Source organism: Azonexus sp., assembly GCF_049652925.1.
In the GTDB taxonomy this organism is placed as follows: domain Bacteria; phylum Pseudomonadota; class Gammaproteobacteria; order Burkholderiales; family Rhodocyclaceae; genus Azonexus.
Map to the genome: position 1 here is coordinate 452082 of NZ_JBASFI010000040.1, position 17510 is coordinate 469591.

A 17510-nucleotide genomic window follows, 5' to 3' on the forward strand; every position below is an offset into this window, starting at 1 on the left:
GATGTCGCAGCAAACCGAAAACCAGGGTATGAACCTGCCGAACCCGGCCGAAATGGCCAAGACCTACGCCGAAGTCGCCCAGCGCGCCTCGCGCCTGATCACCCAGTTCATGGAAAAGAAGGCCAAGGACGGCGTCAATGCACCGACCGACGAACTTGGCGTGGCCAAGGCCTTCATGGACATGTCGTCACGTCTGCTGGCCAATCCGTACAAGATGGCCCAGACCCAGATGAACATGATGTGGGACTACTTCTCGCTGTGGCAAAACACCAGCATGAAGATGATGGGCATGCCGGGCAGCCACCCGGTGGCCGCACCCAAGAAGGGTGACAATCGCTTCAAGGACGAAGAGTGGGAAGAACATTTCATGTTCGACTTCGTCAAGCAGTCCTATCTGATCACTGCCCGTCACCTGCACGATACCGTTGCCGGCACCGAAGGTCTGGACGAAGCGACCCAGCAGAAGGTCAACTTCTTCACCCGTCAATACATCGACGCGCTGTCGCCGTCCAACTTCGCCATGACCAATCCGGAAGTTTTCCGCGAAACCGTCAAGAGCAACGGCCAGAACCTGATCAAGGGCCTTAACAACCTGCTGCATGACGTCGAATCCGGTGATGGCCAGCTGCGCATCCGGATGACCGACACCTCGGCCTTCGAAATGGGCAAGAACGTTGCCACGACGCCGGGCAAGGTGGTCTTCCAGAACGAACTGTTCCAGCTCATCCAGTACAACCCGAGCACCCCGGAACAGAACAAGAAGCCTTTCCTGATTGTTCCGCCGTGGATCAACAAGTACTACATCCTTGACCTGCGCGAGAAGAACTCGCTGGTCAAGTGGGCGACCGACCAGGGCCACACCACCTTCATCATGTCGTGGATCAACCCCGACGAGAAGCTGGCCGCCAAGTCCTTCGAAAACTACCTGCTCGAAGGCTCGCTCGAAGCCATCAACCAGGTTTGTGCCCATACCGGCGAAAACAGCGTCAATCTGGCTGGCTACTGCCTGGGCGGCACGCTGACCATGACCACGCTGGCCTACATGGCGTCCAAGAAGGACAAGCGCGCCAACTCGGCCACCTTCTTCACGACCATGCTCGATTTCTCCGAGCCGGGCGAACTGGGCATCTTCCTTGACGAAGGTGCGGTTGAAGGTCTCGAAAAACGCATGGCCGAAAAGGGCTTCCTCGAAGGCTCCGAAATGGCCGGCACCTTCAACATGCTGCGCGCCAACGACCTGATCTGGTCCTTCGTGGTCAACAACTACCTGATGGGCAAGGATCCGTTCCCGTTCGACCTGCTCTACTGGAACTCCGATTCGACCCGCATGCCGGCCGCGATGCACAGCTTCTACCTGCGCAACATGTACCTCGCCAACCTGCTCAGGGAAGCGGGCGGCATCACGCTCGGCGGCGTCAAGATCGACATCAGTAAGGTCAAGACACCGTGCTATTTCATCTCGACCATCGAAGACCACATCGCACCGTGGAAGAGCACCTACATGGGTGCCCGTCTGCCGTCCGGCAACACCAAGTTCGTCCTCGGTGGCTCGGGCCACATTGCCGGTATCGTCAATCCGCCGGTTGCCAACAAGTACGGTTTCTGGACCAATGACGCGACCGATGGTGATCTGCCGGAAAGCCCGGAAGACTTCCTGGCCGGTGCCACGCAGAATGCCGGTTCGTGGTGGACGCACTGGAACCAGTGGGTGACCAGCCTGCCGGGTGGCGATGCCAAGGTCAAGGCACGCAAGCCGGAAGACGGTACCCTCAAGGTCATCGAAGATGCGCCGGGTTCCTACGTCAAGTTCCGTCTTGATACGCAGAAGAAAAGCTGAGGGCGGTATCGCCTGAAGAACCCGACGGGAGGCTGCGGCCTCCCGTTTTTATTGGGCGAACCATGCTTGTTCCGGCCTGTCTTACAAACACAGACCGCGAGGAAGCCCATCATGTTCGATTCTCCCGTCGTATCCGTTCATATTCCGCAGGCGCTACGCAGTTTTGCCGGTGGCCAGCATGAAATCATGGCCAGTGGCGACACCGTGGGCGAAGTGCTTGAAGCCGTGGGGCATGAGTACCCGGCAATTCGTTCGCATCTGATGTCGGCGGAAGGTGATTTGCAAGCCGGCGTCGCCGTCTTTCTCGGGCCGCGCAGCATTCGTGAAATGCAGGGCCTCGAGACCCCCATCGAACTGGCCGAAACGCTCAGTATCGTGCCGATCAGCGGTGTTTAGCGGTTTTCGATTTTGACCGAAATTTCCGGTTGACCGTGGGAGTGCGGTCGGCCGGAGCTGCCTCGTCTAGTGGCGAAAAACCGGCAGTCTGGCCGAGAATTTCGGCCATTCAACCGCGTCGAGCATGTTCTTGACGATCAGGCCAAGCTCGGTGTCGCCGGTAATTTCCAGTTCGCGGTTGAAGAACAGCGTATCCGGATCTTCCTGACGGGAAAGCAATTGCAGGTAGGCCGACAGATTGGCGGCAAAAGCCAGATCGGGTTCCCGCTGCGGCTTGAAGACCGGGCGGAACAGGCCGTTGGCGTAGGTATATGAAGCCTCGCCGCCGGTATCGAGGACGCGGACGCGAAACAGCTTGTCTTCGAGCAGGGCCAGTTCGCTTTCCGGCAGCAGTTTCATTTTGAGCGCGGCGTTGAGGCCGGCGACCAGTACCAGCGCATGCGGCCATTGCGGCAGCTTGTGGCCAAGATTGGCGACGAAGCTGGGCAGGCGGAATTTGGGGATGGTGAAGCTGCCGTTCATGTTCATGCTCCGAGTTGTGCCAGCGCTTGCGTGTGATGCTGGACTATACCCGCATCGCCGAACCAGTAGCCATCGACCAGACCGCTGCTGTTCCAGTCCCGGCTATCGACGTTCACCGGCTCGCCGCGTCGCGCTGTATCGAAAGCAGTGATGATGGCGTTGATGTGATCCTTCTGCGGGCTGATGCGCACGATGTCGATGCCCATTTTCAGCATCTCCGGGATTTCGTGCAGCAGGTTGTAGCTTTGCGCCGACATGGTCTGGATGCCGTTGATGCAGAGAAAATCCTGGCCTTCGCGCGTCTTGAGGGTTAGCCCTTCGGCGTGGTCGAGGCACTTGAACTGGCAGTCGTCCTTGTTCAGGTCGTAGTGGCGAGCGGTGAAGCAGCGGGCCGAGAAGGCCAGCGGTATCTTGCCGAAGGCGAAGACCTCGGTTTCGACGCCGGCCGGCTTGCTGGCATGCAAGGCTTCGATCATCGCCCGCGTGCCTTCGAGCGGCGGCACCCAGCGTTTCAGGCCAAAACGGGCAAAGGTGGCGAGCGTCGTCTCGTTGTAAATATTGAGGTGCGGGCCGGCGACGAAATCCTGGCCGTGCACGAGGTTGACCGCGCCGAGATCGTTGGCTTCGAGCTTGCAGCCTGACTCGTCGATCAGCCGGCGCAGCGCCTTGAGGTCGCTTTCCGATTCGAGCAGGGCCTGGGCCGAAACGACGACCTGCTTGCCGGCATCGGTCAGGTCACGGGCCAGGCCGATCCAGTCGGTGGTGCGCAGCTGCTGGCGGCGCGAGCAGACGACTTCGCCGACGTAGATGATGTCGAGGGCCGGGTTCTCGGCCATTTCGGCGTAGAACTCCATTACCTCGGCCTTGGGCCAGAAATAGAGCAGGGGTCCGAGCGAGAGTTTCATGCTGCGTTGTCCTTCAGCGCCATGGCCGGTTGTAGGCGCCGAGCGTTGCCTGGCTGCCTTCGGAAACTTTGGAAAGCTCCGCCTGCCAAGCCGGTTTGACGTGGAAGCGCTCGCTGCCGTCGCGCAGCGAATCGAGCGCGGCGCGTAGCGTGCTAGTGACCTGGGCGACATAGGTCGGGCTGCGCTGGCGGCCTTCGACCTTGATGGCGCGGACGCCGATCTTGATGATGTCGGGCAGGATTTCCAGCACATTGAGGCTGGTCGGCTCTTCCAGCGCGTAATAGGTTTCGCCCTGGACTTCGAAGCGGCCCTTGCATAGCGTCGGATAACCGGCCGGCTCGTCATCGCCGAAACGGTCGATGAGCACGCCGTTGAGTCGGGTTTCCATGGCGCCCGGCTTCTTGTCCCATTTGACGTACTTGGCCGGCGAGCAGGCGCCGACGGTGTTCGGCGATTCGCCGCAGGCATATGAGGAAAGCCAGCAGCGTCCCTCGTTCATGACGCACAGGCTGCCGAAGCCGAAGACTTCGATTTCGACCGGGGTGTTCTTGATGACGTTCTCGACCTGAGCCAGGGTCAGGACGCGCGGCAGTACGGCGCGCCGGATGCCGAATTCGCGCTGACAGAAATTGATCGCTTCATAGCTCGTCGCCGAGCCCTGCACCGACAGATGCAGACGCTGGCGCGGGTGACGGTTGCGGGCGTAGTCGAGCAGCCCTATGTCGGCCAGAATGATGGCGTCGACGCCCTGATCGACAGCGGCATCGACGGCCTTTTGCCAGTCGGCGACGCGGCCGGCCTGAGGAAAGGTGTTGATGGCGAGCAGAATTTCGCGACCCTTGGCGTGGGCGTAGCGAATGCCGTCGGCCATGGTCTTGGCGTCGAAATTCAGGCCGGCGAAATTGCGGGCGTTGGTGTCGTTCTTGAAGCCGAGATAGACGGCATCGGCGCCGTTGTCGACGGCAGCCTTGAGGGCCGGCAGGCTACCGGCCGGGCAGACGAGATCGGGCAGGGAGGTCATCTGGGACATCCGGAATATCAAGCGCGCGAGTATAGCCAGCCGCGCACTTTTGCCATTGATCCTGGTCAAAGGGATGGCTCATGCTAGGATCACACCTCGCGGATGACCTGTTTGCCTGCGGTGAGCAGCATTCAAATGCGCGATGGGTTTGGCCGGTGGCGGCCGGGAAAAGTGAAGGCTGATGCGGGAAGGCTGATGCATGGATAAGGAACGTGTTCTCGTCGTCGATGACGAACAGTTGAACCTGTTCATTATTGAAGAGTTTCTTGAGCAGGTGGAGATATCGCTCGAGATGCACAGCGATCCGCTGGCGGCGTGGGCCAGCCTGATCGCGCCGGAGAGCAATTTTTCGCTGGTCATTCTCGACCGGATGATGCCCGAGCTGGACGGCATGGAATTCTTGCGGCGCATGAAGCGCGAGGCGCGCTTTGCCGATATTCCGGTCATCATGCAGACTGCGGCGTCGTCGCCGGACCAGGTGCGGGAAGGTCTCGCAGCGGGCGCTTACTACTACCTGACCAAGCCGTACGAGCCGGAAGCGCTGATTTCCATCGTTCGCGTGGCGATGGAAGATCGCCGGGCGCGCAGCCAATTGCGCAACCGGGCGGCCCGTCTGGAAGAAGCGCAAAAGCTCATTCGTACGGTTGAATATCGCTTCGTCACGATGGACGACGTTACCAGCCTGATCCCCGTCCTCGCTGCCATGTGTCCGGTGCCCGACGTGGTTGCCCCCGGGCTTTCCGACTTGATGGTCAATGCCGTCGAGCACGGCAACCTTGGCGTCAGTTATCAGGAAAAGTCGCTGCTCAAATGGGAGGGTGACTGGGAGGCGGAAATTACCCGACGGCTTGCCTTGCCACAGTTTCGCGAGCGTTTCGCGACGATTCGGCTGGAGCGCACAGCGGAGTCCGTGGTGTTTACGATCACCGATCAGGGCCATGGTTTTGACTGGAACAAGTTCCTGACTTTCGATCCGGAGCGGGCTTTTGACCCGAATGGCCGGGGTATTGCCATGGCCAGGATGATGAGTTTTTCCAGCCTCGAATATCAGGGCTGCGGTAACGTGGTGGTCGCCACGGTCAACAACGTGGTTGATGCCTAGCGGCTGACGATGGTCGGTCGGTAGCCGAGCGCGGCGCTGATTTTTTCCGCCACGCGGTCGGCATCGCTGCGGCTGGCGTAGGGGCCAAGGTGAACGCGGTGAATGCCGCCGGCGGGATTGACCCGCATGCTTTCGGTCAACCAGTCGAGCTCGCGCACCAGATGGTTTTTGAGGTTTTCGGCGTTGTCGGCGCTGGAAAAAGCGCCGAGTTGCAGGTAGATGCCCTTGGCTACACCGGCGTCGCTGCTCGTGCTTGCTACAACCGCTGCTGGCCCCGGCTGCTCCTCGAGCGCCATACGTTTGGCCAGTAGCTCGATCTCGTCCTTTTCGGCGTTGCTGCTGGCTATCCGAGACGGCGGCGTGACCTGGGCGTAGGCAGTGCCGGCCAGCTCGCCGGGAATGATCGCTTCGACCTCGACCTGGCCGCTGCCGCCGTTGATCAGGCCGAGCTTGTAGGCGGCGGTGTAGGAGAGGTCGATGACGCGGTCGGCGTGGAAGGGGCCGCGGTCGGTAATGCGGACGATCACCGATTTGCCGCTCTGCATGCTGGTGACGCGCACGTAGGAGGGCAGGGCCAGCGTCGGGTGGGCGGCGGTCATGGCGAACATGTCGTAAGGTTCGCCGATCGAGGTCTTCTGACCGTGGAACTTCTTGCCGTACCAGCTGGCGATGCCGCGGGCCTTGTACGGTTTGAGGGCGTTGTTCGGGATGTATTCCTTGCCGAGTACGACGTAGGGTTTGGTTGCCGGCTTGTGCAGCGGTTCCCACTTCGGTTCGGCATCCGGAATGTCTTCCAGACCATCCGGAATGTCGTCGGCCGGGCCGTCATCCTTGTAGAAGCCGCCACCGCGCTTGAGGACGGCAGTCGGCTTTCTGGTCGGCGTCGGCGATTTCAAATTTGGTTGTTTTTCCCGGTCGACCGTGGAACCCTGTTGCGGGGCAGGTGGCACACTGCCGCAGGCAGCAAGCAACAAAGCGATGGTCAGCGGGACAAGCAGTCGGGTCATTTTTTGACCAGCATCCGATGGGTGTGGATCGACATCAGCATGCCAATACCGAGGAATAGGGTCACCAGCGCCGTGCCGCCGTAGCTCATGAAGGGCAGCGGCACGCCGACGACGGGCAGGATGCCGCTGACCATGCCCATGTTGATGAAGGCGTAGGTGAAGAAACCGAGCGTGATGGCGCCGGCGAGCAGGCGCGAGAACAGCGTCGGGGCGCCGGAGGCAATCATCAGGCCGCGGCCGATGAGCAGGGTGTACAGGAAAACGAGCAGGGCATTGCCGAGCAGGCCCCATTCTTCGGAATAGACGGCGAAGATGAAGTCGGTATGCTTTTCCGGGATGAATTCGAGGTGGGTCTGCGTGCCGTTCAGGTAGCCCTTGCCAAAGGCGCCCCCGGAGCCGATGGCGATGATCGACTGGATAATGTGGTAGCCCGAGCCGAGTGGGTCGGTGGTGGGGTCGATAAGCGTCAGGATGCGCTTTTGCTGGTAGTCGTGCAGCATGTTCCAGAGGAAGGGGGCGGCCGAGGCGCCGGCGACGACCAGCCCGATGATCACCTTCCACGGCAAGCCGGCGAAGAAGATGACATAAAAGCCGACAGCGCCGACCAGCAGCGCCGTACCGAGGTCGGGCTGCTTGGCAATCAGGGCGAAGGGGATGAGCAGCAGCGCGCTGGCAATCAGGTAATGCTTCATTTTGAGCACGGCTTCGTACTTCTGGAAATACCAGGCAAGCATCAGCGGCATCGCGATCTTCATGATTTCGGACGGCTGGATACGGGTGAAACCGAGCGACAGCCAGCGCTTCGCGCCGTTAACCTTGATTCCGAAGAAAAAGACGCAGATGACCAGAATGAGGCCAATGACATAGAGCGGAATGGCGAAGTTCATGAGTTTCTGCGGCGGCAGGCGCGAGACGAACCACATGACGACCATGGCGATGCCCATGTTTCCGGCCTGGGAAAGCATGCGGTGGTTGCTGTCCCAGGTGGCCGAATTGACCGTGGCCAAGCCGACACCCATGATCGCCAGCGTAATGAAAAAGAGCGGAAAGTCGATGTGGGCGATCAGCTGCTGCCAGCTGCGGCGGAGGGTGCCAACGATGTCGATCATTCTTCGTGCTCTTCCTCAATGGCCGCAGGATCTTCCGGTGCAGCACCACCCGGCAGCTTGCCGAGCAGATAGTAGTCGATGACCATGCGGGCGATCGGGGCGGCTGACTGGGCGCCAAAACCGCCATTTTCGACGAGTACGGCGAGGGCGATTTTCGGGTTGTCGGCCGGAGCATAGGCGATGAACAGGGCGTGGTCGCGCAACTCCTTCTTGGTGCTGCCTTCCTTGTACTGGGCGCCCTTCAGCGAGAAGACCTGCGCTGTCCCGGTCTTGCCGGCGGCCTCGTACGGGGCGCCGGCAAAAGCGCGGGCACCGGTACCTTCCTTGTTGACGCCAACCATGGCCCGGCGAATGACATCGACGTTGCTTTGCTTCAACTGCAGGTCGCGAATCGGCTTCGGTTCGACCTGGCGCTTTTCGCCCGTTTTCGTATCGATCAGGTAATGCACCAGATGCGGCCGGAACATCACGCCGTTGTTGGCGACGGTGGCGGTGGCCTGGGCCAGCTGAATCGGTGTGTAGGCGTTGTAACCCTGGCCGATGCCGATAGAGATCGTCTCGCCGGCATACCATTTTTGCTGCTCGGGCTTCTTGAACCGCTGTTTTTTCCACTCCTGCGACGGCAGGACGCCCTTCGATTCGCCGGAATCATCCTTGCCGAGATCGACACCAGTGCGCTGGCCGAGGCCCAGCGAGCCCATGAACTTGGAGATATTGTCGATCCCCATGTCGTTGGCCAGCATGTAGTAATAGGTGTCGCAGGAATGGACGATGGACTTGTACATGTCCACGCTGCCGTGGCCACCCTTTTTGTCGTCGCGGAAAGTATGGTTGCCGAAGGTGAAGTAGCCAGGATCGCTGATCGCCTGATTGGGCGTGCGTTTGCCCAATTCAAGGGCAGCTAGCGCCATGAACGGTTTGAAGGTTGAACCCGGCGGATAGGCGCCGTTGATCGCCCGGTTGACCATCGGCTTGTCCGGGTGCTCGTTGAGTTCCTTCCAGTTGTCGGGTGTGATGCCGTCGACGAACAGGTTGGGGTCGTAGGTCGGTGTCGAGACAAGGGCGAGGATGCCGCCGGTCTTCGGATCAATGGCAACAAGGGAACCCTTGCGGTCGCCGAAAGCCTGCTCGGTGATCTGCTGCAACTTGGCATCCAGGGTCAGGGCCAGGTTGTTGCCGGACACCGGCGGAATCCGTTTCAGGCTGCGCAAGGCGCGGCCACCGGCATCAATTTCGACTTCCTCGTATCCAGTTTCGCCGTGCAGTTCGAATTCGTAGTGTTGCTCCAGGCCAGTTTTGCCAACGTGATCGGTACCCTTGTAGTTGGGTTGTCTTTCCGATTCTTCGATCCATTTCAGATCACGCTCGGTGATCCGGCCAATGTAGCCGATGGCGTGCGAGGCGATAGCGCCAAGCGGGTATTGGCGGAACAGCCGGGCCTTGACCTCGACGCCGGGGAAGCGATAGCGATGGGCAGCAAATTTGGCGACTTCGCCATCGGTCAGGCGCGTGCGAATCGGGATCGATTCGAAATTCTTCGCCTCGTCAAGCAGGCGCTTGAAGCGCTTGCGATCCTTTGACTGGATGTCGATTACTTCGGCAAGTGCATCGATGGTGGCTTCCAGGTCGCCGGCTTGGGAAGGGGTGATTTCCAGCGTAAAGGCTGAGTAATTGTGGGCCATGACCACCCCATTGCGGTCAGTGATGACCCCGCGGTTGGGGACAATGGGGATCAGTGCAATGCGGTTGTCTTCGGCCCGTGTCTGGTAAAAATCGTGCTGGATGACCTGCAGCCAGACAAAGCGGCCGAGCAACAGGCCGAAAGCCAGCAAGACGCAGATGGCGGCAATGCCCAGGCGAAAGCGAAAACGGTCAACATCGGCTTCCGGATTGGTGAAATGGGACACGTACTGCCTGCCTCGGACTTAAATCGGGCGATTGGGGTCCTGCTCGACCGGCCGGTACTGGGGCAGGAGCAGGATGAAGGTTGCCGGAATCCAGAGCAAGGTCGCCACAACGGGACCGATAAAATAGCCCCAGCCCGGAAAATCGGCGCCGACAGCGAGGCGCATCAGGGCCTGGAAGATTTGGGTGGCAACCAGCAGAGGCAGCACCTGCAAAGCCTGCTGGACCAGCGGGAACCACAGGATGCGCCGTGACAGGGCAGAGGCTGTGTAGGCGAGCAGCACGTAGGCGAAGCAATGCTGACCGAGGACGGCACCATCGGCGACATCCATGAGCAGGCCGAGGACAAAGGCCCAGCCCATGCCGACGCGGCGGAATTCGCGGATGCACCAGAAGCACAGCACCAGCGCAACCCAGTCTGGAACACCCGGCCAGTGAGCCGTCGGCAGGAAATTAAGGGCGACGGCGCCGATCAGGCTGAAGAAAATGAACCAGGGCTGAACCGGCTGCAGAATGCGCGAAGAGGAAAAGGTCGGTTGCATCAGTTTCCCTTACCCATGGTTTTCTTTTTCTTGCCACCCAGTCCGGGTTTGTCGCTGCTGCCGGGCCGCCCTGTCGATTCCGGCGGCGCTGGTGGCAAGGGTTGGCGCGGGTCGAGGACCATCACCTCGCCGAAGTTTTCGACACCGGCGATCGGTACACAGAAAATGCGGGCGAATGAATAGGCGCTGTCGCGTTCGATATTGACCACCTTGGCAACCGGGAAGCCGGGCAGGTAGATACCGTCAAGTCCGGACGTGACCAGTACGTCACCGATCTGGATGTCCGCATTGGCCGGCATGTAGCGCAGTTCGAGCTGGCCGTTGCCGAGGCCGAAAACGACCGAGCGCTGGCCGCTGCGCACGATCTGCACCGGCACCACCTGATCCTTGTCGGTAATCAGCGTGATTTCGGCCGAGAACGGGAAGACGCGGGTGACCTGGCCGACGACGCCGGTTTCGTCAATGGCTGGCTGTCCGGTCACGATGCCTGCCTGCTGGCCCTTGTCGACGATAATCTTGCGCGAGAAAGGATCGCGTGCGGTGTACAGGATTTGCGTTACCTGGCCGTTGGCCTTTTCACGTTCCTTGACCGACAGCAGCTTGCGCAGCCGTTCATTTTCAGCTTCCAGTTGGGCCAGCCGCTGCAGGTTGGGAGCGGTGGTGAGCTGGGCGTGTTTCAGCTCGTTGTTTTCCTGCTGCAGGCCGCGCATGCCTTGCAGATAGCTGGCGGCATAGTCGACCAGACTGCCGGGTGTCTGGGCGACGCGCTGCACCGGGTCTACAACCAGTGCAATGCTCTGGCGGAGCAATTCAAGACTCTTGAAACGCAGGTCGACAACGAAAATCGCCAGCGAAACGGCGATGTAGAAAGTCAGAAGGGCCAGCGGCGCTGGCCCTTGCTTGAAGAACGGTGGAGGCGCGTGGTCGATGCCGGCCATCGCTCAGTCCTGTCGTGCTGCGGTCAACGGTCAGTCCGAGGCAAAAATGCTGCCCAGCTTGTCCATTTTTTCCAGAGCCAGGCCACAACCGCGGGCCACGCAGGTCAGCGGCTCGTCGGCAACGATCACCGGCAGGCCGGTCTCTTCCATCAGCAGACGGTCAAGATCGCGCAACAACGCACCGCCACCAGTCAGGACCATGCCCTTTTCGGCGATGTCGGCACCGAGTTCCGGCGGGGTCTTTTCCAGCGCCGACTTGACGGCGGAAACGACCTGGTTGAGCGGATCGGTCAGCGCTTCGAGGATTTCGTTGGAGGAAATGGTGAACTTGCGCGGAATACCTTCGGCCTTGTTGATGCCGGAGACTTCCATCTCCTTGACTTCGGCGCCCGGGAAGGCAGAGCCGATGGTTTTCTTGATGTTTTCGGCGGTGTTCTCGCCGATCATCATGCCGTAGTTGCGGCTGATGTAATTGATGATCGCTTCGTCGAGCTTGTCGCCGCCGACGCGCACCGAGCCAGCGTAAACCATGCCGCCGAGCGAGATGACGCCGACTTCGGTGGTACCGCCGCCGATGTCGACGACCATCGAACCGGTTGCTTCGGAAACCGGCAGGCCGGCACCGATCGCGGCAGCCATCGGCTCCTCGATCAGGTAAACCTGGCTGGCGCCAGCGCCGAGGGCGGATTCACGAATGGCGCGACGTTCAACCTGAGTCGAACCGGAAGGGACGCAGATGATGATGCGCGGGCTCGGGCTGAACAGCTTCGAGTCATGCACCTTCTTGATGAATTGCTTGAGCATCTGCTCGGTGACGGTGAAGTCGGCAATGACGCCGTCTTTCATCGGGCGGATGACGGTAATGGTGCCCGGTGCCTTGCCAAGCATGTCTTTGGCTTCACGGCCGACAGCCTGGATGGTTTTTTTGGCGTTGGGGCCGCCTTCGAGACGGATGGCAACGACTGACGGCTCGTCCAGGACGATGCCGCGCGCACGCACATAGATCAGCGTATTGGCGGTACCAAGGTCAATGGCGAGGTCATTCGAGAAGTATTTGCTGAGGAAACCGAACATGTATGCTCCGCTTGGGGGGTGCGGTAGAGAAAACTTTTATGATACCTTATAACGCTTTCCATTTTAAGACTTTGTGCGCTGCAATAAAGTCTCCGGACCCCATGTCGCTCACACTAGAACAGGTTAAACGCATCGCCCATCTCGCCCGAATCGAGATCAGCGATGACGAGGCACTGACCACCCAAGGTCACCTCAATGGCATTTTCCAGTTGATCGAGGAGATGCAGGCTGTCGATACCCGCGGCGTCGAACCGATGGCGCATGCTCAAGATGTCAGCCAGCGCCTGCGCGAGGATGCCGTTACCGAGGGCGACCGTCGTGCCGCCTATCAGGCCGTTGCCCCGGACGTCGAAGCCGGACTCTATCTCGTGCCGAAGGTGATTGAATGATCAACAAAAGCCTCAAGGAACTGGCGCAGGCGCTCGCCGCCAAGCAGATTTCGAGCGTCGAGTTGTCGACGCTGTTTCTTGATCGTATCGAGCGCCTGAATCCGACGCTCAACGCCTTTGTCACGGTCGACCGGGAAAAAAGCCTGAAAATGGCATTGGCCGCCGATGCCCGTATCGCCGCCGGCACGGCCGGCCCGCTGACCGGCATCCCGATTGCCCAGAAGGACATCTTCTGCGCCGAAGGCTGGACGACGACCTGCGGCTCGAAAATGCTGGCCAATTTCGTTTCGCCCTACGATGCGACGGTCATTCATAAAATGCACGCCGAAGCCGGTCTGGTTTCGCTCGGCAAGACGAACATGGACGAATTCGCCATGGGTTCGTCAAATGAAACCTCGTTTTTCGGCCCGGTGCGTAATCCTTGGGATACCAGCCGCGTTCCCGGCGGATCGTCCGGCGGTTCGGCCGCTGCCGTTGCTGCCCGTCTGGCGCCAGCGGCGACCGGTACCGACACTGGTGGCTCGATCCGCCAGCCGGCTGCGCTATGCAACCTGACCGGCCTCAAGCCGACTTACGGAGTCGTTTCCCGTTACGGCATGATCGCCTTTGCGTCATCGCTCGATCAGGGTGGCCCGATGGCGGCCAGCGCCGAAGATTGTGCGTTGTTGCTCAATACCATGGTCGGCTTCGACGAGCGCGATTCAACCTCGCTGGACCGTCCGGTTGAGGATTACACCCGCGATCTGGAAAAGCCGCTGAACGGCCTGCGCATTGGCCTGCCCAAGGAATTCTTCGGCGAAGGCTGCGATGCCGAGGTGATGGCTGCCGTGCGCGCCGCGATTGCCGAATACGAAAAACTCGGCGCCACGACCGTTGAAGTATCGCTGCCCAACTCGCATTTGTCGGTGCCGGCCTATTACGTCATAGCGCCGGCCGAAGCGAGTTCCAACCTGTCGCGCTTCGATGGCGCCCGTTATGGTTACCGCGCTCCCGAGTACGACAATCTCGAGCAGATGTACGAAAAGACCCGCGCCCAGGGCTTCGGTGCCGAGGTCAAACGGCGCATTATGATTGGCGCCTATGTGTTGTCGCATGGCTATTACGATGCCTACTACCTGCAGGCGCAACGCATCCGCCGCTTGATCGCCAATGATTTCGTCGAAGCCTTCAAGTCCTGCGACGTGATCATGGGGCCGACCTCGCCGTCGACCGCCTTCAAGCTCGGCGAAAAAGCCGCCGATCCGGTCCAGATGTATCTCTCGGACATCTACACGATTGCCGTGAATCTGGCCGGTCTGCCCGGCATGTCGATTCCCTGCGGTTTCGTCGGCGGTTTGCCGGTTGGTCTGCAATTGATCGGCAATTACTTTGCCGAAGGTGCTTTGCTCAACATAGCTCATCGTTATCAGCAGGCGACCGACTGGCATCAGCGTCGGGCGGCCATCGAATAGGCATGCTGCGGCGTCTGCTGCTTGTTGTCGTTCTGGCAGCGGCCGGTTGTGCCGAGGTCGAAAAGCAGCCGGAAATCGTTGCTGCCGAAGAGCCTGTGATCGACAAGCCGGCGGCAGAAAGCAAGGAGCCGAAGTTCAAGAACTCGACGCTCAAGTATCTGGCCAACCGTAACCTCAAACCGCAGCCGACACGACCGCTCAATGTCCGCTCGCGCTGTACGCATCGCGATGCCATTGGCACGCAGACGCGACTCGACCTGCTGGTCAAGGAAGCCCAGGTCAAGACCTTTGTCGCCCAGGTCAGCATGAAGGGGCACGGCACTTGCCGCTTTGACCTCAACGAGTTCGAGCAGATAGAAAAAATGCCGCAAGCCTTGCTGCGCCACAAGAAACAGTCGGATTGCCTGGTTCGCATGTGGGAGCAGGGGCCAAAAGTAACGATTGCATTCAACAGTTGTCCCAAGTCCTGCGATGGGCAGGCCTTCGACTATCTCTGGCCGATCATGGTCGAGGCGAAGAGCGGGCAGTGTTTCTGAAACGGAAAAAGCCATGAATCAGTGGGAAGTAGTCATCGGTATCGAAACGCACGCGCAACTGGCGACGGTTTCGAAAATTTTCTCGGGCGCCTCGACGGCCTTCGGCGCTGAGCCGAATACCCAGGCGTGTGCGGTCGACCTCGCCTTGCCGGGTGTTTTGCCGGTGCTCAACAAGAAGGCCGTCGAGTGCGCCATTCGCTTCGGCCTGGCCATTGGTGCCGAAGTCGCGCAGAAATCGGTCTTTGCCCGCAAAAACTACTTTTACCCGGATCTGCCCAAGGGCTACCAGATCAGCCAGATGGACCTGCCGGTCGTCGTTGGCGGCAACATCACGCTGCAGGTTGGCCAGGGTGACAAGGCATATGAAAAAGTTGTCCGTCTGACGCGCGCCCATCTCGAAGAAGATGCCGGCAAGTCGCTGCATGAAGACTTTCAGGGCAAATCCGGCATCGACCTCAACCGGGCCGGCACGCCGCTGCTCGAAATCGTTTCCGAGCCGGACATGCGTTCGTCCGACGAGGCTGTCGCCTACGCCAAGTCGCTGCACGCGCTGGTGCGCTGGATCGGCATCTGTGACGGCAACATGCAGGAAGGTTCGTTCCGCTGCGACGCCAACGTTTCCGTGCGCCCGAAAGGCCAGGCTGAATACGGCACGCGGCGCGAAATCAAGAATCTGAACTCCTTCCGTTTCCTCAAGGAAGCCATCGACTTCGAAGTCCAGTGGCAGATCAACGAAATCGAAGAGGGTCGCAGGATTGAGCAGGCCACCGTGCTGTTCGACCCGGATAGCGGTGAAACCCGCATGATGCGCAGCAAGGAAGACGCGCATGACTACCGCTATTTCCCCGATCCTGACCTTCTGCCACTGGTCATTTCGAGCGAATGGATTGCCCGCGTCCAGAGCGAACTGCCGGAATTGCCGGTGCAGATGCGCGAGCGCTTCGTCAGCGAATTCGGGCTGTCGAATTACGATGCGACGACGCTGACGGCAAATTCCGAAATTGCCGCTTTTTTCCAGTTGACCGTGAGAATCGCCGGAAAGCAGAACGCCAAGCCCTGCGCTAACTGGGTGATGGTCGATTTGGCTGCCCGCCTCAACAAGGATGGCAAGGATATCGCCGAATCGCCGGTGTCGGCAGCCCAACTGGCCGGTCTGATCCTGCGTATCGCCGACAACACCATCTCCAACAACATTGCCAAAAAGGTTTTCGAGGCCTTGTGGAGTGGCGAGGGATCGACGGCTGACGAGATTATCGACAAGCAGGGCCTGAAGCAGATCACCGACAGCGGCGCTATCGAGTCATTGGTTGATGAAGTTCTGGCGGCCAATCCCGCCAATGTCGCCGAGTTCAAGGCAGGCAAGGAGAAGGCTTTCAACGCCTTGGTCGGTCAGGTCATGAAGGCGGCGAAGGGCAAAGCCAATCCGCAGCAGGTCAATGACCTGCTCAAGCAGAAGCTGGCTGGCTGATCAGCGAACGGGCTGCGCCGTACCGCTTGGTGCGGGCGGCGACCGGCGGGTCAGTTCGTAATAGCGTTTGCGGTCGGCGTCATACTTGGCCTTGATAACGGCGAAGTCCCGCCTCTTGATGTCGAGCAACTCCTGCTGGAGCCTGATCTCGTGGTCAATGGCGCGCAAATCCCGCTCCAGGTCCGGCGGCAATGCTTTCTTTTTGTAGAACTCGGCCTCATCCTCAAACTTCTTGCGTTTGGTTCGCGCTTCGTCAATGCGGCCAATCGTCGCCAGAATGGCCAGGTTAACGTCAGCCTCGGCCTTGCGCTGAGCCAAATCGATGTCCTCCGGCATTGCGTAGGTATCGAGCAATGCCTGATCACGCCGCCGCTGCTCGCGACTGGCGTTTTCAAGCTGTTTGCGCCGCTGGTTTTCAAGAGCCTGTTCGGCTTTCTGTTCGGGCGTCAGCGCAGCACCAACTTCCTTGACGATATTGCCACCGCTGTCCAGCACGCGATAGGCGCGCCCCCGGCACTGCTCCGGCAACGTGTCGCCGCAGACGCGGCGACCTGTGCTTGGGTCATGGCAGCAGTAAAATTCTCCCGCCGCCTGCGCCGAGCCAAGCGAAATCAACAACAGTGGAGCAAGGAGCCATTTACGCATGGATACCGTACTGCTCCCGATAGCGGGTGACGGCATCGCGGTGCGTGGCAAATTCCGGGTGGTGGGCCAGGAAGGACATCAGGTCGCTGAGCCCGGCCACTGCGATGACCGGGATGCCATAGTCGCGCTGGACTTCCTGAACCGCCGACAGTTCGCCCTGGCCGCGTTCCTGGCGGTCCAGCGCAATCAATACGCCCGCCGGGGTGGCACCGGCTGCACGGATCAGTTCGACTGACTCGCGGACCGAGGTGCCGGCCGAAATTACGTCGTCAACGATCAGCACCCGGCCGGTGAGGGGGGCGCCAACAATGTTGCCACCTTCGCCGTGATCCTTGGCTTCCTTGCGGTTGTAGGCGAAGGGATAATTTCGGCCTCGCTGGGCCATGGCCATGGTGATCGTGGCGACCAGCGGAATGCCCTTGTAGGCCGGGCCAAACAGCATATCAAACTGGACACCGCCGGCTTCGGCGGCTTTCGCGTAGAATTCGGCGAGGCGGCCAAGCGAATTGCCGTCGTTGAACAAACCGGCATTGAAGAAGTAGGGCGAGAGCCTTCCCGCCTTGGTTTTGAATTCGCCAAAGCGCAGTACCTGGCAGCCCAGCGCAAATTCAATGAAATCCTGACGAAAATCCATATTTTTCCAATCTATCCGACCGGGAAAAC

General features: G+C 60.1%; 18 protein-coding genes. 7 read left to right on the top strand and 11 right to left on the bottom strand.

The window, feature by feature from the left end; genetic code table 11:
* Nucleotide 1 precedes the first annotated feature (1 nt).
* Together WBK19_RS20830 and WBK19_RS20835 are read left to right on the top strand one after the other, a co-directional pair.
* Entirely contained in the window at nt 2-1837 is a 1836-nt protein-coding gene (locus WBK19_RS20830; RefSeq protein ID WP_511292981.1) for a PHA/PHB synthase family protein, read from the top strand.
* A gap of 111 nt (nt 1838-1948) precedes the next feature.
* Nucleotides 1949-2233 carry a MoaD/ThiS family protein gene (locus WBK19_RS20835; protein ID WP_511292982.1) on the top strand — a complete coding sequence of 95 codons (285 nt, stop codon included), beginning with the start codon at nt 1949-1951 and terminating at the stop codon, nt 2231-2233.
* A gap of 66 nt (nt 2234-2299) precedes the next feature.
* Here the strand turns inward: WBK19_RS20835 and ubiT are convergent, their stop codons facing one another.
* From ubiT to ubiU, 3 genes are read right to left on the bottom strand one after another with little or no spacing between them, the layout of a single operon-like run.
* Entirely contained in the window at nt 2300-2755 is a 456-nt protein-coding gene (ubiT, locus tag WBK19_RS20840) for a ubiquinone anaerobic biosynthesis accessory factor UbiT (protein WP_511292983.1), read from the bottom strand.
* A 2-nt stretch (nt 2756-2757) separates the two neighbouring features.
* A complete protein-coding gene (locus WBK19_RS20845; protein ID WP_511292984.1) occupies nt 2758-3660 on the bottom strand; it encodes a U32 family peptidase in 903 nt (300 codons plus the stop codon).
* A gap of 13 nt (nt 3661-3673) precedes the next feature.
* The gene (gene ubiU / locus WBK19_RS20850; RefSeq protein ID WP_511293096.1) at nt 3674-4681 is read right to left on the bottom strand and encodes a ubiquinone anaerobic biosynthesis protein UbiU; all 1008 of its coding nucleotides are present in this window, start codon (nt 4679-4681) and stop codon (nt 3674-3676) included.
* 199 nt (nt 4682-4880) lie between these two features.
* Here ubiU and WBK19_RS20855 point away from each other — a divergent pair, with 199 nt between their 5' ends.
* On the top strand, nt 4881-5783 hold the full coding sequence (locus tag WBK19_RS20855) for an ATP-binding response regulator (protein ID WP_511292985.1): 903 nt from the start codon (nt 4881-4883) through the stop codon (nt 5781-5783).
* Here WBK19_RS20855 and WBK19_RS20860 read toward each other — a convergent pair.
* From WBK19_RS20860 to WBK19_RS20885, 6 genes are read right to left on the bottom strand one after another with little or no spacing between them, the layout of a single operon-like run.
* Nucleotides 5780-6790, bottom strand: a complete 1011-nt coding sequence (locus tag WBK19_RS20860) for a septal ring lytic transglycosylase RlpA family protein (RefSeq protein ID WP_511292986.1) — start codon at nt 6788-6790, stop codon at nt 5780-5782. The genes WBK19_RS20855 and WBK19_RS20860 overlap by 4 nt on opposite strands.
* A complete protein-coding gene (gene rodA, locus WBK19_RS20865) occupies nt 6787-7899 on the bottom strand; it encodes a rod shape-determining protein RodA (RefSeq protein WP_511292987.1) in 1113 nt (370 codons plus the stop codon). Before rodA ends, WBK19_RS20860 begins: the two co-directional genes overlap by 4 nt.
* Nucleotides 7896-9806: a penicillin-binding protein 2 gene (gene mrdA / locus WBK19_RS20870; RefSeq protein ID WP_511292988.1), complete on the bottom strand. Its 1911-nt coding sequence runs from the start codon at nt 9804-9806 to the stop codon at nt 7896-7898. Before mrdA ends, rodA begins: the two co-directional genes overlap by 4 nt.
* Before the next feature lie 18 nt (nt 9807-9824).
* On the bottom strand, nt 9825-10346 hold the full coding sequence (gene mreD, locus WBK19_RS20875; protein WP_511292989.1) for a rod shape-determining protein MreD: 522 nt from the start codon (nt 10344-10346) through the stop codon (nt 9825-9827).
* Nucleotides 10346-11284 carry a rod shape-determining protein MreC gene (gene mreC, locus WBK19_RS20880; RefSeq protein ID WP_511292990.1) on the bottom strand — a complete coding sequence of 313 codons (939 nt, stop codon included), beginning with the start codon at nt 11282-11284 and terminating at the stop codon, nt 10346-10348. The genes mreD and mreC overlap by 1 nt, the downstream gene beginning before the upstream one ends.
* Nucleotides 11285-11314: 30 nt before the next feature.
* Nucleotides 11315-12358 carry a rod shape-determining protein gene (locus WBK19_RS20885; RefSeq protein ID WP_494649312.1) on the bottom strand — a complete coding sequence of 348 codons (1044 nt, stop codon included), beginning with the start codon at nt 12356-12358 and terminating at the stop codon, nt 11315-11317.
* 101 nt (nt 12359-12459) lie between these two features.
* Between WBK19_RS20885 and gatC the strand changes: the two genes are divergently transcribed.
* From gatC to gatB, 4 genes are read left to right on the top strand one after another with little or no spacing between them, the layout of a single operon-like run.
* A complete protein-coding gene (gatC, locus tag WBK19_RS20890) occupies nt 12460-12747 on the top strand; it encodes an Asp-tRNA(Asn)/Glu-tRNA(Gln) amidotransferase subunit GatC (protein ID WP_511292991.1) in 288 nt (95 codons plus the stop codon).
* Nucleotides 12744-14198: an Asp-tRNA(Asn)/Glu-tRNA(Gln) amidotransferase subunit GatA gene (gene gatA / locus WBK19_RS20895; protein WP_511292992.1), complete on the top strand. Its 1455-nt coding sequence runs from the start codon at nt 12744-12746 to the stop codon at nt 14196-14198. Before gatC ends, gatA begins: the two co-directional genes overlap by 4 nt.
* Before the next feature lie 2 nt (nt 14199-14200).
* A complete protein-coding gene (locus tag WBK19_RS20900; protein ID WP_511292993.1) occupies nt 14201-14734 on the top strand; it encodes a hypothetical protein in 534 nt (177 codons plus the stop codon).
* A 13-nt stretch (nt 14735-14747) separates the two neighbouring features.
* Nucleotides 14748-16202, top strand: a complete 1455-nt coding sequence (gene gatB, locus WBK19_RS20905) for an Asp-tRNA(Asn)/Glu-tRNA(Gln) amidotransferase subunit GatB (RefSeq protein ID WP_511292994.1) — start codon at nt 14748-14750, stop codon at nt 16200-16202.
* On the opposite strand, the gene WBK19_RS20910 is transcribed toward gatB, so the two are convergent.
* Nucleotides 16203-16898 carry a hypothetical protein gene (locus WBK19_RS20910; RefSeq protein WP_511292995.1) on the bottom strand — a complete coding sequence of 232 codons (696 nt, stop codon included), beginning with the start codon at nt 16896-16898 and terminating at the stop codon, nt 16203-16205.
* On the bottom strand, nt 16840-17481 hold the full coding sequence (gene pyrE, locus WBK19_RS20915; RefSeq protein ID WP_511292996.1) for an orotate phosphoribosyltransferase: 642 nt from the start codon (nt 17479-17481) through the stop codon (nt 16840-16842). The genes WBK19_RS20910 and pyrE overlap by 59 nt, the downstream gene beginning before the upstream one ends.
* Nucleotides 17482-17510 lie beyond the last annotated feature (29 nt).